11 protein-coding genes and 1 CRISPR repeat array (1 of these 12 running past the window's edge) are annotated in these 18,057 nt (G+C 65.2%); of the genes, 9 read left to right on the top strand and 2 right to left on the bottom strand.

Annotation, left to right across the window (positions count from 1 at the left end; translation table 11 throughout):
- Position 1: 1 nt before the first annotated feature.
- Entirely contained in the window at positions 2–1,459 is a 1,458-nt protein-coding gene (locus IPM49_07465; GenBank protein MBK9274363.1) for a polysaccharide biosynthesis C-terminal domain-containing protein, read from the bottom strand.
- 725 nt (positions 1,460–2,184) lie between these two features.
- Between IPM49_07465 and IPM49_07460 the strand changes: the two genes are divergently transcribed.
- The 3 genes from IPM49_07460 (at position 2,185) to IPM49_07450 (ending at position 4,287) form a co-directional block, all read left to right on the top strand.
- A complete protein-coding gene (locus IPM49_07460; protein MBK9274362.1) occupies positions 2,185–3,357 on the top strand; it encodes an RES family NAD+ phosphorylase in 1,173 nt (390 codons plus the stop codon).
- Positions 3,358–3,375: 18 nt separating this feature from the next.
- On the top strand, positions 3,376–3,879 hold the full coding sequence (locus tag IPM49_07455) for a hypothetical protein (protein MBK9274361.1): 504 nt from the start codon (positions 3,376–3,378) through the stop codon (positions 3,877–3,879).
- A gap of 156 nt (positions 3,880–4,035) precedes the next feature.
- On the top strand, positions 4,036–4,287 hold the full coding sequence (locus IPM49_07450) for a T9SS type A sorting domain-containing protein (GenBank protein MBK9274360.1): 252 nt from the start codon (positions 4,036–4,038) through the stop codon (positions 4,285–4,287).
- Positions 4,288–4,601: 314 nt separating this feature from the next.
- On the opposite strand, the gene IPM49_07445 is transcribed toward IPM49_07450, so the two are convergent.
- Positions 4,602–5,822 (bottom strand): proline dehydrogenase family protein, encoded by a 1,221-nt coding sequence (locus IPM49_07445; GenBank protein MBK9274359.1) that lies wholly within the window; start codon positions 5,820–5,822, stop codon positions 4,602–4,604.
- A 94-nt stretch (positions 5,823–5,916) separates the two neighbouring features.
- On the opposite strand from IPM49_07445, the gene aroB reads away from it, so the two are divergent.
- From aroB to IPM49_07415, 6 genes are all read left to right on the top strand, one after another.
- Positions 5,917–7,008 carry a 3-dehydroquinate synthase gene (aroB, locus tag IPM49_07440; GenBank protein MBK9274358.1) on the top strand — a complete coding sequence of 364 codons (1,092 nt, stop codon included), beginning with the start codon at positions 5,917–5,919 and terminating at the stop codon, positions 7,006–7,008.
- Entirely contained in the window at positions 6,980–8,200 is a 1,221-nt protein-coding gene (locus tag IPM49_07435) for a hypothetical protein (GenBank protein MBK9274357.1), read from the top strand. The genes aroB and IPM49_07435 overlap by 29 nt, the downstream gene beginning before the upstream one ends.
- A gap of 55 nt (positions 8,201–8,255) precedes the next feature.
- Complete coding sequence (locus IPM49_07430; protein MBK9274356.1) at positions 8,256–11,441, top strand: histidine kinase; 3,186 nt, start codon at positions 8,256–8,258, stop codon at positions 11,439–11,441.
- A gap of 30 nt (positions 11,442–11,471) precedes the next feature.
- The gene (locus tag IPM49_07425) at positions 11,472–14,237 is read left to right on the top strand and encodes a T9SS type A sorting domain-containing protein (protein ID MBK9274355.1); all 2,766 of its coding nucleotides are present in this window, start codon (positions 11,472–11,474) and stop codon (positions 14,235–14,237) included.
- A gap of 68 nt (positions 14,238–14,305) precedes the next feature.
- Positions 14,306–14,701 (top strand): GxxExxY protein, encoded by a 396-nt coding sequence (locus tag IPM49_07420; GenBank protein MBK9274354.1) that lies wholly within the window; start codon positions 14,306–14,308, stop codon positions 14,699–14,701.
- Between the two features lie 87 nt (positions 14,702–14,788).
- Positions 14,789–16,465 (top strand): formate--tetrahydrofolate ligase, encoded by a 1,677-nt coding sequence (locus tag IPM49_07415; GenBank protein ID MBK9274353.1) that lies wholly within the window; start codon positions 14,789–14,791, stop codon positions 16,463–16,465.
- Between the two features lie 121 nt (positions 16,466–16,586).
- Positions 16,587–18,057: a CRISPR direct-repeat array (repeat unit 37 nt; unit sequence GGCTTTCAGGTCAAGATCTTTGACTAGCTGTGACACC); it runs 2,205 nt beyond the window's last position.

The following is an 18,057-nucleotide window of genomic DNA, read 5'->3' as shown; positions in this document are numbered from 1 at the left end:
CCTAAAGTACGGGTTCGCTCCCGGCCACCGGCTTCAGTGCGCGGAGGTCGGCGGCGCGCACGGTGCGGGTGGCGAAGGCCAGCAGCAGGGCCGCGACGGGCACGGCCAGCAGCACGGTGGGCGGCGCGGCGTCCACCGCGCCCAGGCCCAGGGCCACGGCGGTCAGCCCGGCGGCGTACAGAAGGGGACCGCCCCACGCGGATGCGCCACGGGGCAGGCCGAAGCGGCGGGCGGCCAGCACCGCCTGGGCGATGGCCATGGCGGCCTGGGTGAGGAGGCTGGCCCAGGCGGCCCCCAGCCCCTGGTGGCGCGGGATCAGCCACAGGTTGAGCGCAAGGTTGACCACCATGCCCGCGGCCGCCAACCGGTTCAGCGTGCGCAGGTCGCCGCCGGCGGTGAGCAGCGTGCCGAAGACGTAGGTGGTGCACACCGCCACGAAGGAGACGCCGAGCACCGCCAGCACCGCCGCGCTCTCGCCCACGTGCGCCGTGTAGCGCAGGGCCATCACCTCGGGTGCCAGCAGCACGGCCAGCATGGCCAGCGCCACCGTGCCCGCCCACACCAGGCGGAAGGCCAGCCCGGCCAGGGGCGCCACCGCATCGCCGGTGCCGAGCAGGCGGCTGAACATGGGCAGCAGCAGGCCGGCCAGCAGGTAGCCCAGCATGTTGAAGGCCTCGAAGAAGCGGAAGGCCTGCGCGTAAATGCCGGCCTGCAACGGACCGTCGGGCAGCAGGCGCTCCAGCATCACGGTGTCCGTGCGGTAGTAGAAGGTCATCAGCAGCACCAGCAGGGCGTAGGGGAAACTACGGCGCAGCAGGGCGCCCGCCTCACGCCCCGGCCAGCGGGGACGCAGGCTGCGGGTGCGCTGCCGCACCAGGGCCCAGGCCACGCCCACGGCCACCACGTACACGGCGGTCTGCGCCTGCACGAACCAGAGGATGGGCAGCGGCGCACCGGGACCGCGGCCCCACAGCAGCCAGCCCATCAGGGCGATCAGCAGGGCGCGGTCCAGCACGCTCAGCAGGCTGTCCTGTGCGTACCGCTGGCCGGCGGCCACGGCGCCGCGCAGGAAGAGCAGCAGGGCCGCCAGGGCCTGGTTCACGATCAGCCAGCCCAGCACGTGCAGGTGGGTGCCCGCATAGCCCAGCACGAGCGCCGCCACGAGGGTCACCACGGCGTACAGCACCACCAGGGCGGCGCGCACGCCCAGCAGGGCGGGCAGCTCGGTGGCCATGATGCCCGGATCGCGGGCCAGCCGCCGCGTGGTGTGGTTGGTGAGGCCCAGGTCCAGCAGGATGTTGAGCAGGAAGCTCAGGCTCAGCAAGGCGGCGTAGGTGCCGTAGGCCGCGGCCCCCACGCGCTCCTGCACGGCGGCGTCGATGCCCAGGATGTAGAAGGGCTTCACCAACAGGTTCAGCACCACCACCAGGGCCAGGTTGCGCAAAAAGCGGCCTTGCATCGCGGCGAAGGTGCGAAAGGCGGGGCAAGCAGCTTCAGGTCATCCCGCGCACAGGCCACCAGGCCACCCTGCACCCACGGGCCGTCCGACCATCCAATCGACGGAAGGAGGCCACTTCACCGCCCGCCCCGCGCCCTCCGCTTCCGCTCGGCCACGATCAGCTTCAGCTCGCGGCCCATCTGCCCCGCTGCGCTGGTGTTCTCCTGCGCGCGCGAAGCCTGCCTCGCGAAGTCGGCGAACCGAACAGCAACAACACCACCTACCAGCTGTGGCAACAGAACAACCAACCCTTGCAACTGGAGCGCACAGAGGAGGTGGAGCGAGTGGCCGAATACATCCGGCAGAACCCCGTGAAGGAGGGGATCGTGGCGGATCCTGAGGACTACCTTTATTCCTCCGCGCATGAGCCTGGTCTGTTACGCTTGGAGGAAGCTTAGTGGGACGAAGTCGCAGACTTCGGGAGATCACAGGATCGGAGCACGTGGTAGCATCAACTACGGCACAAGTGACCCCGCGCGAGCTCAAGAGCGCGGGAACACTTGCGCCCGTTTGGGGGTTAAGGTTGGCGGAGCCCAGTGGTTTTCTGGCTTCGCGGTCTTGTGGCACGGCAGCCTGCTGCCATCAGGCCCAAAGGCCAATGGACTCCGGCCACCTATTCCTTGCGTTGGCGAGATGAATAGCCATCCGTGTTACAAACGCGGTCGAAGCACTGTATTTTGTGTTGCATGACTGATCAGGTTGAAGCGTATCAAGAGGCCGTGGCGCATGCGCTGAGCGCCATTCAGGACCTTGGCGACCACGATGTCGATGATGCATTCGTGGAAACTGTCTTGAGGATTAAGGCACTCTTGATCCGGCAAAACGTATCAGCATACATACCCATTTATCGTGCTCGTGAGATTAGGGCGGTTGGCGAAGAGAACAGAACGAGCGCATATGGTCCACCACCACCAGAAGGCTGCAAGGTTGATGGAAGGGCCCACATTGCTGGCTATCCGGTATTCTATGGTGCCATCGACCAGGATACCGCGATAAAGGAAGTGCTACGTACTCTTGGCAATGATCACACCGTCACAAAGCTGTACGTCTCGAAGTGGTGGGCTACTCGCGAGTATAACGTCCTTGAATTCCTTTATGATGATGAAGTCCTCCAGACTGAATCGGCCAAGTCGATCAACAGCCGTTCTCTCGCGAGATTGAAGGAGATTCTTGCAGAGTTACCAGGTAGTGGTGCCGACCTGTTGACCGTGTGCAGATTCGTCAGCAAGCACTTCCTCGATGACAATTATACCGTATCATCAAAGCTCTCCCATTCTGTGCTGTACTCGGAGAAGAGTGCTATTTCTGAGCATGTCGAGGTTCACGGCCTGTGGTATCCAAGCGTCGTCAAGAAGCATGACGGATACAATGTTGCATTCACTCCCGACTTTGTGAAGGAATCAATGAGTTTGAGGTTGGTCTATGAGTATTTGGTCAAGGACAACACTGACAAAGGCGTGCGGGTGTCGATCAAAGGTGTCGGAATGGTTGATGGGGCTCGTCAAGTTGTGATGTGGTTTGATGTGGCTCTTCGTGAGCCTGAGTTTCGCCGAATTCAGTGCGTGATCGAAGGTGATTTTATCGTGGATATTGGCGAAGAGTCTGTCTTCTGTAGTGGGGTGCATCAATCAGACGCAACAACGGTCCTCAACACCGTGTTCAAACCCGTTATCGCAGATCTTGCAGGATACATCGGAACGATAGATGTCGACATTGCACCAGGCTCTTTAATAGAGCGGCCGGTATCGATTAACCTCCTAGAACCTCTGGAGGTCATTCATTCAGGTCAGCGGTATTCGGTGAAGGCGATAAATGCACTAGTAGTCTTACGGCCTAGGTTCAAGCAACGCAATGGATAACAAGCAACAGTACAGATCATGAAGAATGAGTTACGTAGTTGGTTCGGCCAATCGATCGCTGACAAGTTTGTGTTGGGTGCTTTGGCCGTCTACAGTCCACTAGCTGGCTGGGTGTCAACAACAGTCCCAACAGCATTGCTGCAGCAAGTGTTACTGTTCACGGCGATCGCCGGATTTCTTGGCCTATTGCTCCTCTTCTATTTGAACCGACGGCTCGCCCGCTTGGATGCTCGACAGCACCGCAGTGAGAACCTTCATGCTGTGGTAGGCTTCGTTGTTCGTCACCGGCTCCAAGAGAATCCGAGAACGCCTTTAGATCGACATGTTCTATTCCCAGATCTGAAAGCGCGGGAGCGCGCTGTACTGGAGACAATTGAAGCGCACCGCAGGGAAGTGCGAACGTCGATCAGTGACGGTAATCCAGAACTCTCCCTCAAAGAGATAGACGATCTACTGGATGTGTTCTATGGTCCTCAATTGGTAGCTGCTGCTGATGCTGGTGTACCGCAGCCCCTGGACTAGCGCGGATCTTTCATAGCTCTTCGCGCGGGAGTTAGCCGTGCGAAGGCCTGCGTGGCGGAGGCGTCCTCCCGTGCGCTAGGAAGGCTCTAACGTGGTGGCACAAGCGGACGGCTCGCAAAGCCGAGCCTAACTCTTGCGCCATTTCAGGGCACCGACTTGATCATCGTGCCCAACCCGGTGGCGGACCACACGCAGCTGCGGTACACACTGGCCACGCCGGGCCGCACGCGGCTGGAGGTGAGCGATGCCAGTGGCAAGCGGTTGGAGGTATTGGAGGAGGCCGTGCGGGAGGCCGGTGCCTACACCCACGACTGGACCACCACGGATCTGGTGCCCGGCACCTACCACGTCACGCTGTACCTCAACGACAGCTTCGTGGTGAAGAAGGCGGTGAAGGTGGGGCGGTAACGTTGTGCTGGATCCTTGCCGAGGGCCGCTTCGCGTTCGCGGGGCGGCCCTTGGCGTTCGGGCACATGCGCACGACCTGTCCCGCCTCAGCGGGATGAGCACGACTTGTCCCGCCCCAGCGGGATGGTCGCATGCCTCAAGCCCCCTCCTGAGCAGCGATCCCTTCCCTTGCCGTCATCGCGAGCAGCCCGGAGGGATGCGTGGCGATCTCCCTGGCTCGTGATCCGATCTCTACCGGGGAGATCGCTTCGCCTGCAAAGCCAGGCTCGCGAAGACGTGTTGGGAGGATCTCCCGCCCATCCCGTTCCGCCCCTTCACCGCCCGCCCCGCGCCCTCCGCTTCCGCTCGGCCACGATCAGCTTCAGCTCGCGGCCCATCTGCCCGGCGGCGCTGGTGTTCTCCTGCGCGCGGCGGATGAGGTAGGGCAGCACCTCGCGCACCGGTCCGTAGGGCACGTACTTGGCCACGCGGTAGCCGCCGTCGGCCATGTTGTAGCTGATGTTGTCGCTCATGCCCAGCAGCTGGGCGAAGCACACGCGCCGGTCGTTCGGCGCCAGTCCCCGCGCCTGCATCAGCCCGGCCATCAGGAGCGTGCTGCGCTCGTTGTGCGTGCCCACCATCACGGCCACATGGTCCAGCCGGTCGGCGCAGAACCGCAGGGCCTCGTCGTAATCGTGGTCCACCGCCGCCTTGTCCGCGTGGATGGGGGAGGGGAGGCCGCGCTCGGCGGCGCGTTCGCGCTCCTTCTCCATGTAGGCGCCGCGCACCAGCTTGAGGCCGATGTGGTGGCCGGCGGCCTTCGCCCGCTCCACCGCCGCCTGCAGGAAGGCCAGCCGGTCGTGCCGGTACAGCTGCACGGTGTTGTACACGATGGCCCGCTCCCGGTTGAAGCGCTGCATCATGCGCTCCACCAGGGCGTCGATCGCGGGCTGCAACCAGCTCTCCTCGGCATCCACCAGCACGGGGATGCCGGCGGTGGCGGCGGCCTGGCAGATGCGCTCCATGCGCCCCTGCACCAGCGTCCATTCACGGGCCTCCCCGGGGCTCAGCGCGCGCCCTTCGCTCACCGCCTCCCAGATGGCCAGCGGCGCGATGCCGCTCGGCTTGAAGACGCTGAAGGGGATGTCCGTGCGCCGCGCCGCCATGGCGATGGTGCGCAGGATCTCGTCGGTGGTGTGGTCCAGCGAGGCGTCGTCCTCCTGGCCCTCCACGCTGTAGTCCAGGATGGTGCCCAGGCCGCCATCGCCGAGCTTCTGCGCGGTCGCCAGGCTCTCCTCGATGGTCTCGCCGCCGCAGAAGTGCTTGAAGATCGTGGCCTTGATGAGCCCCTTGATCGGCAGGTGCAGCCGCATGGCCAGCTGGCTCATCACCCGGCCGGTGGCGTTCATCCACGGCACCCCGATGATGCGGAAGAGCCAGTAGGCGCGCAGCAGGCCGCGGTCCGTGTACTGGCGGAAGGCGATGCGCGTGTCGGTGAGGTCGGGCAGGGTGCCGGGCCGGGCGGCCCGCGGCGGATCGGACAGGGTGTTCCCCATGGCGCGCTGGCCGGAGTTCCGTTCCTTTGAAAAGGCGCCCCGGAGCGGGTGCGAAAGTAGAATGAGGCGCTCGCACCCGGACACCCGTTCCGTCATGGCCGCCGGTCGACCGGTGGTGCTCGGCCCCGGAGCCCTGGCCGCCCTGGACCTCTGGCTGACCAGGGAGGCCAAGGGTGCGCAACGCGTGGTGGTGGGCGATGAGAACACGCTGCGGCATGGCCTGCCCGAACTGCTGGCGCTGGTGCCGGCCCTGCGGGAGGCCCCGCCCATCGCGGTGCCCCCGGGCGAGGGCAGCAAGAGCATCGGCGCCTGCCACGCCCTGTGGAGCCACCTGGCCCACCTGGGCATCGAACGCGGCGCCGTGCTCGTGGCCCTCGGCGGCGGTGTGGTCACCGACCTGGCCGGCTTCGTGGGGGCCACCTACAAACGCGGCCTGCGCGTGGTGAACGTGCCCACCAGCCTCATGGGCATGGTGGACGCCGCCATCGGGGGCAAGACCGCCATCGACCTGGACGGCGTGAAGAACCTGGTGGGCGTGCTGCGCCAGCCCGAAGCGGTGTACGTGCACCCGCCCTTCCTGCGCACGCTGGGCAAGCGCGAGCTGCTCAACGGAGTGGCCGAGATGCTGAAGCACGGGCTGGTGGCCGACGCCGCGCACTGGCAGGCGCTGGTCGACGCGCCGTGGCACGACCTGCGGGCGTTGACGCCGCTGGTGGAACAGAGCGCGGCCATCAAGTGCGCCGTGGTGAGCGACGACCCCGAGGAGCACGGCCCCAGGCGCCTGCTCAACTTCGGCCACACCATCGGCCATGCGGTGGAGGCCTTCAGTTGGGAGGGACCGCAGCGCGGCCTGCTGCATGGCGAGGCCGTGGTGGTGGGCATGCTCTGCGCCACCTGGCTCAGCTGGCGCCTGGAGCTGCTGGACCGCCCGAGCTGCGACGCCATCACCGCCGTGCTGATGGAGCGTTACCGCCCCTTCCTGTTGAACACGGCCGATCACCACCGCATCCTGGAGCTGATGGCGCACGACAAGAAGAACCGCGACGGCGGCTTCCGCTTCACGCTGCTGGAGGCCATCGGTCGCGGCCGCGCCGGCGTGCCCGTGGATGCCGCCCAGGTGGCCGCGGCGCTGGACCACTACCGCCTCCTCGTGCACGATGCCGATCCTCACCGTCGCAGCGCCTGAACGCCCGATCCGCGCCAAGGTGCGCCTGCCGCGCAGCAAGAGCGTGGCCAACCGCGCGTTGGTGGCCGCAGCCCTGGCGGGTGACCTGGCCGCGGTGTTGGAACCCGGTGATGCCGACGACACGCGCCTGCTGCACGCCATGCTGCGCGACCGGCCGGCCGTGATGCACTGCGGCCTGGGGGGCAGCACCCTGCGCTTCGCCCTCGCCTGGGCCGCCGTGCAGGAAGGCGAGGAGCGCCTTGTGACCGGTGACAAGGCCTTGCTTGATCGTCCGCACACCCCGCTGGTGAAGGCGCTCACCGCGCTGGGCGCCGAGGTGAACGGCCTGGCCAACGGGTTCCACGTGAAGGGGCGCCGCTTGCGCGGCGGAACGGTCACCTTCGATGCGCCCGCCAGCAGCCAGTATCTCAGCGCGCTGATGCTCGTGGCCCCGCTGATGGAGGAAGGCTTGGAGATCCGCTGGCAGGGCACGCAGCTCAGCCGCCCCTACGTGGCGATGACGGCGCAGGTGATGCGCCACTTCGGCGCCTCGGTGGAGGTGGGCCCTGAGCGGATCACCGTGGCCCCCGGGCGCTACACGGCGAACGCCTTTGCGGTGCCACGCGACTGGAGCGCCGCCGCCTTCTGGTTCCAGCTGGTGGCGCTGGCGCGCGATGCGGAAGTGCTGCTCGAAGGCCTGGCCGACGAAGGTCTGCAGGGCGACGCCGCAGCGGTGCAGCTGTGGCACGAGCTGGTGGCCACTGCGATCACGCCGCAGGGTGTGTTGGTGCGCACGCGGCGGAGCAGGGACCTCCCCGACGCGCAGGCCGACCTCACGGCCACGCCCGACCTGTTCCAACCGCTGGCGCTGACCCACGCCGGGCTGGGCACGGCCGTCACCCTCACCGGCCTGCACAACCTGCATCTGAAGGAGAGCGATCGCCTGGCCGCCGTGGAGGCGGTGCTGCAGGTGTTGGACCGGAAGGCCCACCGCACAGGTCCGGACGGCTTCCTGATCGAGCGCTCGGTGAAGCTGCGCCGACCGGGCGATCATGTGTTCGATCCGCAGGGCGACCATCGCATGGCCATGGCCCTGGCGCCGCTGGCGCTGGTGGCCGGGCCGCTGCGGATCGAAGACCCCGACGTGGTGCGCAAGAGCTACCCGGGCTTCTGGGACGATCTGCGGGCGGCCGGGTTCAGGGTGGAGGGCTGAGCGTCCGATCCCGTGGATTTGCCCATCCCGGCGCTGGAGAGCATCTTCGTGGACCATGCTCCTTCCCTGCGTTCGCCTGAGCATCGTCCTGGTCGCGGCGTTCAGGGCGACCCTGGTGCTGGGCATCGGCCAGGCGGCCGATGAACCGGTGGAAGCGATGCGCTTCGATGTCCTGGGCATCAACGAAGGCCTGTCGCAAGGACTTGTATCGTCCGTGGCCCAGGATACCAGCGGCTTTCTCTGGTTGACCTCGAAGGATGGGCTGAACCGGTACGACGGCTATCGGTTCACCACCTTCCGCCACCATCCCGGGGACAGCACCAGCCTGTCGGACAACAACGTGCAGACGGTGATGGTGGACAGCCGTGGGCGCCTCTGGGCCGGCCTGCAGAACCGCCGTGTGGAGCTCTTCGACCCGCGGAAGGAACGGTTCATGCACTTCCGGGCGGATTCGGTGCGGGACATGGACCACATCATCTCCGACCACTGGCAGGTGTTCGCCGTGGAGGAGGATCCGGCGGGCAACATCTGGGTGGATCTGGAGGGGCAGGGCATGATCATCATCACCGACCGGCGCTCTGCCCATGAAATGATGGCCCCTGGGGCCGCACCGCCCCGCATGCTGAAGGCACGGGATGTATTGCCGGAGCTTGACTGGGAGCTTGACCGCCACAAGCTTCTCTTCGATCGCCACGGAGGCCTGTGGATCCTGGGCAGCGATCACATCGCCGTGTACGACGTGGATCTGAACACCTGGACGGCGAAGCTCCGCTTCCGCCGCACGTTCGAGCGCTCCCATGGCCTGTTGTTCCGCGATCCGCGATCGGACGACATGATCTGGATGCGGTTGACCACCACCGAGATCCTCGATGGCCGCACCGGCGCCACGAAGGAGCGGATCGATGCGCTGCCGGGGCTCCGCTACAATGGGTTCTGCACCTCGGACGACGGCAAGCGGCTGCTCTTTTCCATGTTCCCGCCGATGCTGATGATCGCCGATGGCTCGGAGCGGTCGCCCTACCCGGTGGAGCCCCACGCCATCGGTGAGATCGGCCGGATGTACGCGGACCTCACCTCCCACCTCATCGACCGGTCCGGCACCCATTGGATGGGCACCAGCGGATACGGTGTCCTGCGACGCACCCGCACCCAGCAGGCCTTCCACCTGGTGAAGGGCCGGGAGGGCAATGCCATGAGCATGCACTATCTGGCCGAGGACCCAGGAGGCCGCGTGCTCTTTTCAGGTCCCGAGATCGAGTGGCTGGACCCGGGGACGTGGGAGCGGCGGAGCGCACACGTGCGCGATCGGCTCACCAGGCGCGGCTTCACCGAGATGTCGCCGGCGCGTGTACAGGGCCGCGACGGCCGCTATTGGCTCTCCTGCCTCATCGGTTCGCGCTGCCACCTCTATACCTGGGATCCCCGCACCGATGCCCTGAAGGACCACGGCTCCTACGATGGGCCCTTGATCTGGCAGTTCCAACCCCTCTTCCAGGCGCCGGACAGCAGCATCTGGTACGGCACCACGCTCGGTGGCCAGCACATGGTGTGCCGCCTGAACGAGGTGGACCCCTTGAACAGCACCTGCTACCGCTTCGATCTGCCCTATCGCCACCATGGCATCCAGTTCATCAGCAGCCATCACTTCAGCAGGGACGGGGCCATGTGGCTCGGCACCTGCGAGGGGGTGTTCCGCCTGGACCCGGCCAGCGGGGAGTGGCTTCGGTACCATCACCGCGATGGGGACAGCACTTCGCTGGCCTCCGACATGGTCTTCTCCCTTTGCCCCGACCCTGACGAGCCCGAGCGCTTCCTGTGGGTGGGCACCAACGGGGCCGGCATGGACCGACTGGACATGGCCACGGGTGGTTGTACGCATCATGGAACGGCCCAGGGGATCCCCAACCTGGTCGTCTACGGCATTCAGTCCGATGCACATGGTCACCTGTGGCTGTCGACCAATCAGGGCCTGTGCCAGTTCGACCCGGACCACGGGGCCAGGCGCGTCTTCACCGACCGCGACGGCCTGCAGAGCAACGAATTCAACCGCTACGCCAGCTGCCGCACGCGGTCCGGACGCCTGTTCTTCGGCGGCGTGGTGGGCTTCAACCATTTCGATCCGGAGGAGTTCTACCTGGAGTCGGTGCCTTCACCTGTGCGCATCATCGGCATCCGCGTGATGAACCGGCCCTTGGAGATCGGACACGGCGCGGAGGCCATGCTGCAGGAGGCGCCCCAGTACACCTCGGGCCTCACCCTGGACCACACCGCCCGCATGATCACCGTCCGCTTCGCCTGCCTCGACCTCACCAACCCCGCGAGCAACCGCTTCCGGTATCGGCTGACCGGCTTCGACCGCGAGTGGGTGGACAACGGAACGGCGAACGAGGTCACCTTCACCAACCTCGATGCGGGGTCCTATGTGCTGGAGGTGCAGGGCATGAACAGCGCCGGTGTGTGGAACACCGACGGCGCACGCTTCTCCCTGGTCCTGCTGCCGCCTTGGTGGGCCACCTGGTGGTTCCGCGGTGCCGTGGCGCTCCTGCTGGGGTTCGTCGCCTACCGCGCCTACCGCGGGCGGATGAAGGCGCTGAAGATGGACCGCGAGGTCGCCCGCCTGGAGACGCAGGCCCTGCGCAGCCAGATGAACCCGCACTTCATCTTCAATGCGCTCAACTCCATCAATGCCGTCATCCGGCGCAACGACATGGACCGCGCCAGCGGCTTCGTCACCCGCTTCGCCCGGGTGATGCGCGGTGTGCTGGAGCACAGCCGCCACGGCGAGGTGTCGTTGCGCGAGGACCTCGGCACCCTACAGGCCTATCTCGAACTGGAGCGCCAGCGCTGCGACGAGCGCTTCGACTTCGAGATCACCGTGGCGCCCGACATCGACCCCGATGACGTGATGGTGCCCCCCCTGGTGGTGCAGCCCTTCGTGGAGAACGCCATCTGGCACGGCATGGCCGGCAAGGTCGACAAGGGGCACATCCGGCTGCACGTGCAACGGCGCGATGGTCACATCACCTACACCATCGAGGACGATGGCACGGGTCGGCATGCGCCGAAAGTGGCCGCCGATCCGGAGGCCCCGGTGAAGAAGACCAGCCTGGGCACGACCATCACCCGCGAGCGCCTCGACCTGGTGCGCAAGCAGCACGGGGGCAAGGCCGGCTTCGCCTACGAGGACCTGAACCCCGGGACCCGCGTCACCGTCACCATGCCCGAACTGAAGGCGCGGTGAGCGAACTACCTTGGCCTTTCCACAGTCCACATGAAGAAGCTTCTCCTGGCCGCCGCCGCCCTTTGGGCCACGGTGCTCACCCTGCCCGAACCCGTCGCCACCCCCTCACCGGGTGGGCCGTTGAGCCTCGGCGACCCCGGCTCGTCCGGCAGCCTGCGCGACTGGCAGCTCGAACGCCTGCGCGACCCCGCCACCGGCGAGCTGCCGCCCGACATCCGGCGGCGTGAGCTGGCCTTCGCCGCCACCCTGCCCCAGCGCACGCAGAAGAGCCTGAACTGGTCCTTCCTCGGTCCCCGCGATCGCGGAGGCCGCACCCGCGCCCTCGCCGTCGATGTCACCGACACCAGCATCTGGCTGGCCGGCAGCGTCACCGGTGGCCTCTGGCGCAGCACCGACGCCGGCCTCAGCTGGACGCGCACCAGCCCGCTGGACGCCATGTGCGGCGTGAGCAGCCTGGTGCAGGACACCCGCCCCGGCCGTGAGCAGACCTGGTACTTCGGCACCGGCGAGAACTACGGCGTGATGAGCCACGCCAGCTTCAGCAGCCTGCTGGCCGGCGACGGCATCTTCAAGAGCACCGACGGCGGGCAGAACTGGACCCACCTCGCCAGCACCATCGCCGGCGACCACGAGACCTACACGCGCAACGGCAGCTTCAAGCAGGTGAACCAGATCGTGATCGACCCCACCCGCAACGACAGCGACGTGGTGCTGGCCGCCGTGTACAACGGCATCTTCCGCAGCAACGACGGCGGCGCGAGCTGGCACGCCGTGCTCGGCCTGGACCCGAACAACAGCAACACCTCGCTGTACACCGATGTGCGGGTGAGCCCCACCGGCGTGTACTACGCCTACCTGGGCAACAACAGCGCCTTCGAAGGCATGTGGCGCAGCACCGACGGCCTCAGCTGGACGAACATCACCCCGAGCAACATGAACGGCAACAAGGAGCGCTGGGTGATGGCGATCGATCCGCAGGACGAGAACGTGGTGTACTGGTTCGGCGAAACGCCCAACGCCGGCGTGCAGGGGCATGGCCTGTGGAAGTACACCTACCTGAGCGGCACCGGCGCGGGTGCGGGCGGCCAGTGGGAGAACCGCACCTTCAACCTGCCCAACGGCAGTTGCACCGGTTACTTCACGTTCAACTTCGCGCCCATCAATACGCAGGGCGGGTATGACATGTGCATCGCCGTGCACCCCACCCAGCCCGACGTGGTCTACCTCGGAGGCACCAACATCTACCGCAGCACCGATGCCTTCACCACGCCGACCAACACCGATTGGGTGGGCGGATACCGCTGCAACCCGAACGATCCGAAGGATTACGTGTATCCCGGGCATCATCCGGACCAGCACTGGATGACCTTCATGCCCGGCAACCCGGGCACGATGCTGAGCGGGAGCGATGGCGGCGTGAGCGTCTGCTTCGACGCCCTGGCCGACAGCATGGTGTGGCACACGCGCAACGACGGCTACATCAGCAGCCAGTTCTACACGGTGCACATCGAGGAGGGCGCCGCCACCAGCCCCTTCATCCTGGGTGGCACGCAGGACAACGGCTGCTGGCTGGCCATCAGCACCGATCCCGCGGAGAACTTCCGCTACGTGCACATCGACGACGGCGCCTTCTGCGCCATCCCGGAGGGCCGGCCGTTCATGCTCACCAGCAGCCAGAGCGGGCGCATCTACAAGAAGCAGATCACCGATCAGGGCGACATCCTGGCCTACGAGCGCATCGACCCCGTGGGCGGCACCAGCAACTACAACTTCATCAACGCCTTCATCCTGGACCCCGCCGACAACGACCAGCTCTACGTGGTGGGCGGCTCCAAGCTGTGGCGCAACACCGGCCTGGCGGCGATCCCTTACACGGACGAGTGGTATGAGAAGGACACGATGAACTGGGAGGACCTGCCCGCCAGCACGGTCGCCGGCCTGCGCATCGCCAGCCTCGACATCAGCCTCGACGCGCCGAACACGCTCCTATACGCCACCACCGCGGGACGGATCTTTCGCCTGGACAGCCTCGATGCCACGCCGGTGCGCACCGACATCACCCCGGTCGGCAATGTGTGGAGCGGCCGGTACGTGAGCTGCGTGGCGCCGAACGACTTCAACGGCGACGAATGGCTGGCCACGCTGAGCAACTACGGCACCCGCAGTGTATGGCACAGCACGGACGGTGGCGGGACCTGGACCAGCGTGAGCGGCAACCTGGAGGAGAACCCCGATGGCACCGGCAGCGGTCCTGCGGTGTTCTGGGCCCTGATCTATCCCACCTGGAACGGCACCGATGACCGCTACTTCGTGGGCACCAGCACCGGCCTGTACAGCACCACCGAGCTCGACGGCGACAACACGGTGTGGGAGCAGGAGGGCCCCGCGACCATCGGCAACGTGCCAGTGAACATGGTGACCGCCCGCGGAAGCGATGGTCGCATCGTGGCCGGCACCCACGGCAACGGCGTGTACGTCTCCAGCCTCCCCGCCGCACCGGTGCACGTACCCACGGTGGAAGGCCCCGGCCTCAGCGATCCCTTCCCCAATCCGGCCGAGGAGGGCACGGCGCTGCAGTTCCATCTGCCCGGCACCGATCACGTGCACATCACCGTGTTCGACCTGCGCGGTGGCCGCGTGCTGCACCGCGACCTCGGGACCCTGAGCCCCGGCAACCACACCTGGCGCTGGGACCTCCGCAACGGCCTGGGGGGCCGTGTGGGCACCGGCACCTACCTGGTGCAGGTACGCACGTCCGCCGGCGCAGCTCCGGCCCGGCGGGTGGTGGTGCGTTAGAAGACGCCGCCATGGCGCAAGGGCGCAAAGCAAGGACCGTTGAGTGGTGCTGCGGATACTGACCCGGTATGACCGAGAACGAGATCAGCAAGCGGATCGTCGAGGCCGCCCTCGAAGTGCATCGAGAGCTGGGGCCAGGTCTTCTTGAATCGGTCTACGAGCATTGTCTGGTGCTCGAGTTGAGGCGAATGGGGTTGCGCTGTGACCAGCAGGTGGGTCTTCCTGTCCGCTACAAAGGCGAGCAACTCGATTTCGGCTTTCGGATGGACATCATTGTTGAAGACCAGGTGGTTGTTGAGGTGAAGGCCTCCGAAGGCTTGAACGAAGTGCATTTCGCCCAGGTGCTCACCTACTTGAAGCTTAGCGGATGCAAGCTCGGCTTGTTGATCAACTTCAACGAGGCCTTGGTCAAGCGTGGTTTCCGACGTGTGGTTAACGGATTGGACGACTCTCTTGATGCTTGACCCTGGTCGCTCGGCCCATTGCACACAAAGCACGAGATCCCACATTCTTTGCGACCTTGCGCCTTAGCGGCAATACCTTCATCCACCATGCCCTTCCCCAGTGACCTCGAGATCGCGCAGAACGCGCAGCTGAAGCCCATCGCCCAGATCGCCCAGAAGCTCGGCATCGACCCGGAGGTGATCGAACCCTACGGACGCACCAAGGCCAAGCTGCCGCTCACCCTCATCGATGAGAAGAAGCTCGCCAAGAGCAAGCTCATCCTGGTCACCGCCCTGAGCCCCACGCCGGCCGGCGAGGGCAAGACCACCACCAGCATCGGCCTGCACGAGGGCCTGAGCAAGCTGGGGAAGAAGAGCGTGGTGGTGCTGCGTGAACCCAGCCTCGGCCCCGTGTTCGGCATGAAGGGCGGCGCGGCCGGCGGCGGCTATGTGCAGGTGGTGCCCATGGAGGACATCAACCTCCACTTCACCGGTGACTTCGCGGCCATCGAGAAGGCCAACAACCTGCTCGCGGCGCTCATCGACAACAACCTGCAGAACCGCAAGCGCTCGCTCAACATCGACCCGCGCACCATCGCCTGGAAGCGCGTGATGGACATGAACGACCGCGCCCTGCGCGACATCACCATCGGCCTGGGCGGCACCGGCAACGGCGTGCCCCGGCAGGACGGCTTCAACATCACGCCCGCCAGCGAGGTGATGGCCATCCTCTGCCTCGCCACCAGCTTCGAGGACCTGAAGAAGCGCCTTGGCGACATCTACGTGGGCCAGCGTTGGGACCGCACACCGGTGTATGCCCGTGACCTGAAGGCCGAGGCCGCCATGGCCATCCTGCTCAAGGACGCCATCAAGCCGAACCTGGTGCAGACGCTGGAGGGCAACCCCGCGATCCTGCACGGCGGCCCCTTCGCCAACATCGCACAGGGCGTGAACAGCGTGCTCGCCACCAAGATGGGCCTCAGCCTCGGCGACTACGTGGTGACCGAGGCCGGCTTCGGTGCCGACCTGGGCGCCGAAAAGTTCTTCGACATCAAGTGCCGCGCGGCGGGCCTGAAGCCGGCTGCCGCGGTGATCGTGGCCACGGTGCGCGCGCTGCGCTACCACGGCGGGGTGGACGTGAAGGAGGTGAACACCGCCGCGCCCGAGAAGCTCAGGGCCGGCCTGGCCAACCTGGGCCGCCACATCGAGAACGTGGCCAAGTTCGGCGTGAAGGCCGTGGTGGCCATCAACCACTTCCCCACGGACACGCCCGAGGAGATCGACATGATCAAGGCCTACTGCCAGGAGCGTGGTGCCGAGGCGGTGCTCGCCCAGGGCTTCGCGAAGGGCGGTGATGGCATGACCGACCTCGCCAGCGCCGTGCTGCGTGTGATCGAGGAAGGGAAGAGCGACTTCAAGCCGCTCTACGACCTCAACGGCTCCATCAAGCAGAAGATCGAGACCATCGCCCGCGAGATCTACCGCGCCGATGGCGTGGATTACAGCGGCGATGCCGAGACCGCGCTGCGCCGCATCGACAAGCTCGGGCTCAACAACGTGCCCATCTGCATGGCCAAGACGCAGTACAGCTTCAGCGACAACAAGGAGCTGCGCGCGGCGCCCACCGGCTTCCGCATCACCGTGCGCGACATCGAGATCAGCGCCGGCGCCGGCTTCGTGGTGCCCATCTGCGGTGAGATCATGCGCATGCCGGGCCTGCCCGAGGTGCCCGCCGCCGAAGGCATGGAGATCGATGCCAACGGTGTGATCAGCGGGTTGAGCTGAGGGTACCGCGCGAAGCGCGGTCGTACCAATACCCAAAGCCCTGATCTGACCGAAAGCCGGGTTGCGTCCCGGTGGTACATGCTGCCATCGTGACCTGATGACGAACACCGGGACGCAACCCGGCTTTCAGGTCAAGATCTTTGACTAGCTGTGACACCGGCGACAGTTACCGCGCGCTCATCTTCCCCGTTGTGAAAGGCTTTCAGGTCAAGATCTTTGACTAGCTGTGACACCACAGCGTTCGGTTGCGTGCCTGCCTTTCCGTTGTGAAAGGCTTTCAGGTCAAGATCTTTGACTAGCTGTGACACCACGGCGCTGCGGTGGTGGAGGGCGAGGACGGTTGTGAAAGGCTTTCAGGTCAAGATCTTTGACTAGCTGTGACACCGCCGCCGAGGGTGCCAACGCCGCCATCGCAGTTGTGAAAGGCTTTCAGGTCAAGATCTTTGACTAGCTGTGACACCATCAAGATCACCCCGCTCTCCTTCACCCGCGTTGTGAAAGGCTTTCAGGTCAAGATCTTTGACTAGCTGTGACACCACCATGGGCGGCCGGCCCAACTACGAGCTCGTTGTGAAAGGCTTTCAGGTCAAGATCTTTGACTAGCTGTGACACCCCGCAGACCCAAGTAGCGGGCGGCGTCCCGGTTGTGAAAGGCTTTCAGGTCAAGATCTTTGACTAGCTGTGACACCCCGCGCGGCATCTACGTGCCAGCGGGTGAGGTTGTGAAAGGCTTTCAGGTCAAGATCTTTGACTAGCTGTGACACCCGTTGCGCGTGCGGATACGCCACACGTAACGTTGTGAAAGGCTTTCAGGTCAAGATCTTTGACTAGCTGTGACACCTCAACGATGCGACGAAGTGCGGCGTGTTCGTTGTGAAAGGCTTTCAGGTCAAGATCTTTGACTAGCTGTGACACCCTCGACGCACTGCATCGCGTGGTGGTCGCTGTTGTGAAAGGCTTTCAGGTCAAGATCTTTGACTAGCTGTGACACCGGCGCCATCAACGCCCGCACGGCGGCCATGGTTGTGAAAGGCTTTCAGGTCAAGATCTTTGACTAGCTGTGACACCCGCAAGCCCTTCGAGGTGCGTAAGGCCGACGTTGTGAAAGGCTTTCAGGTCAAGATCTTTGACTAGCTGTGACACCAGCTCTACGGCGGCAACACCGGCATCCTGGTTGTGAAAGGCTTTCAGGTCAAGATCTTTGACTAGCTGTGACACCATGATGCTCGCCGAGGTGTCGCCCGCATCCGTTGTGAAAGGCTTTCAGGTCAAGATCTTTGACTAGCTGTGACACCGCGTAGGGCTTGGGCTCGACCCACCGGCCGTTGTGAAAGGCTTTCAGGTCAAGATCTTTGACTAGCTGTGACACCAAGACCGTGTGCCGCTGTGCGGCGTACCTCGTTGTGAAAGGCTTTCAGGTCAAGATCTTTGACTAGCTGTGACACCTGTACCAGTACGGCAACGCCGGCGTTCTCGTTGTGAAAGGCTTTCAGGTCAAGATCTTTGACTAGCTGTGACACCGGGCGGTCGCGAAGCATGTCTCCCTCGCCAGTTGTGAAAGGCTTTCAGGTCAAGATCTTTGACTAGCTGTG

It is taken from the genome of Flavobacteriales bacterium (assembly GCA_016715895.1).
GTDB lineage: Bacteria > Bacteroidota > Bacteroidia > Flavobacteriales_F > PHOS-HE28 > PHOS-HE28.
The sequence above is the reverse complement of the archived record's forward strand: the minus strand, read 5'-3'. Positions and strand labels throughout refer to the sequence as shown.

Coding starts and splice junctions, on each gene's coding strand:
- IPM49_07465 (MBK9274363.1), bottom strand. CDS start 1,459: ATGCAAGGCCGCTTTTTGCGCAACCTGGCCCTGGTGGTGGTGCTGAAC.
- IPM49_07460 (MBK9274362.1), top strand. CDS start 2,185: ATGACTGATCAGGTTGAAGCGTATCAAGAGGCCGTGGCGCATGCGCTG.
- IPM49_07455 (MBK9274361.1), top strand. CDS start 3,376: ATGAAGAATGAGTTACGTAGTTGGTTCGGCCAATCGATCGCTGACAAG.
- IPM49_07445 (MBK9274359.1), bottom strand. CDS start 5,822: ATGGGGAACACCCTGTCCGATCCGCCGCGGGCCGCCCGGCCCGGCACC.
- aroB (MBK9274358.1), top strand. CDS start 5,917: ATGGCCGCCGGTCGACCGGTGGTGCTCGGCCCCGGAGCCCTGGCCGCC.
- IPM49_07435 (MBK9274357.1), top strand. CDS start 6,980: ATGCCGATCCTCACCGTCGCAGCGCCTGAACGCCCGATCCGCGCCAAG.
- IPM49_07430 (MBK9274356.1), top strand. CDS start 8,256: ATGCTCCTTCCCTGCGTTCGCCTGAGCATCGTCCTGGTCGCGGCGTTC.
- IPM49_07425 (MBK9274355.1), top strand. CDS start 11,472: ATGAAGAAGCTTCTCCTGGCCGCCGCCGCCCTTTGGGCCACGGTGCTC.
- IPM49_07420 (MBK9274354.1), top strand. CDS start 14,306: ATGACCGAGAACGAGATCAGCAAGCGGATCGTCGAGGCCGCCCTCGAA.
- IPM49_07415 (MBK9274353.1), top strand. CDS start 14,789: ATGCCCTTCCCCAGTGACCTCGAGATCGCGCAGAACGCGCAGCTGAAG.